At 69.2% G+C, this 1,391-nt stretch carries 1 protein-coding gene; it reads left to right on the top strand.

The window, feature by feature from the left end; genetic code table 11:
* Positions 1 to 125: 125 nt before the first annotated feature.
* The gene (locus ACWD5O_RS37165) at positions 126 to 1,370 is read left to right on the top strand and encodes an IS701 family transposase (protein ID WP_450088178.1); all 1,245 of its coding nucleotides are present in this window, start codon (positions 126 to 128) and stop codon (positions 1,368 to 1,370) included.
* Positions 1,371 to 1,391: the final 21 nt, after the last annotated feature.

Here is a 1,391-nt window from a genome sequence, read left to right as displayed (position 1 = left end):
TGCGGTGTGGGAACGAGGGCAGCCACCGTCGATCATGGACGGTTGTGTGGACTGACCATGACGCAGCGGTGGCTGCCGGATACAGGGTAGACGCCCGACGGTGGCGGGTGTTGTTCGACGACCTGATGCTGACTGTCGGGCAACGTTTCCGCAGGCCGGAACCCCGGCGGCGGATGCGTGACTTCGTCCGCGGCTTGCTGGCGCCTCTGCCACGGAAGAACTGCTGGACCATCGCCGAGCACGCCGGGGACGCCGGCCCGGACGGGATGCAGGACCTGCTGACCCGGGTGAAGTGGGACGACGCCGCGGTCCGTGTCGACGTCCGCGCGTTCGTCGGGCACCACCTCGGCGAGGCTGACGCCGTGCTGGTCATCGACGAGACCGGTGACCTGAAGAAGGGCCGGCACACCGTCGGCGTGCAGCGGCAGTATTCAGGCACGGCCGGGAAAATCGAGAACTGCCAGCTCGCCGTGCATCTCGTCTACGCCACCAACGCTGGTCACGCGATGCTCGACGCGGCCCTCTACCTACCGAAATCCTGGTGCGACGACCCCGAGCGCCGAGCCGAGGCCGGCATCCCGGATACCGTGCGGTTCGCGACCAAGCCGCAACTGGCAGCCAGGATGATCGAGGCCGCGGTCACCGCCGGGCTGCCGTGCCGATGGGCAGCCGGTGACGAGGCCTACGGCAACGATCCGCGTCTGGCCACCCGGCTCCGCACGCTGCGACTGGGCTACGTCCTGGCCGTGGCCTGCTCGCATCAGGTGACCACCGGCATCGGCACCTACCGCGTCGACGCGCTGGCCGCAGGGCTTCCCGCCACCGCGTGGCAGCGCATGTCCGCCGGCCCGGGCGCGAAAGGCTACCGCTACTACGACTGGTCCTTCACCGCCCTGCCACACGCCGCCGACGAGCACGGCGGTCACCACTGGCTGTTGATCCGCCGCAACCGCAGGACCGGTGAGCTGGCCTTCTACCGCTGCTGGTCACCCGAACCCGCCGCGCTGCACACGCTCGTCGCGGTCGCAGGCCGCCGCTGGAAGATCGAAGAATCGTTCCAAGCCGCGAAGACGGGACTCGGCCTGGACCAGCACCAGAATCGCCGCTGGACCTCCTGGCACCGCTGGACCACCCTCGCGATCCTCGCCCACGCCTTCCTCGCCGCCGCGACCGCCAGTCACCGCCACCGCTACAACCCGGGTGGGCTGATCCCGCTGACCGTCAACGAGCTACGCCACCTGTTCCACATCCTGATCATCGAACCCACCCGCCGCCGCACCGACCCGCTGCTCTGGTCCATCCGTCGACGCCGCCACCAAGCCCGCGCCAAGGCCAGCCACTACACCCGACAAGCCCTCATCGAGCCATGATCACGATCCCCGGCTGGAGTA

The organism is Micromonospora sp. NPDC005161 (genome assembly GCF_053599855.1).
Note: the sequence above shows the minus strand (reverse complement) of the source record. Positions and strands in the feature narration are given on the sequence as shown.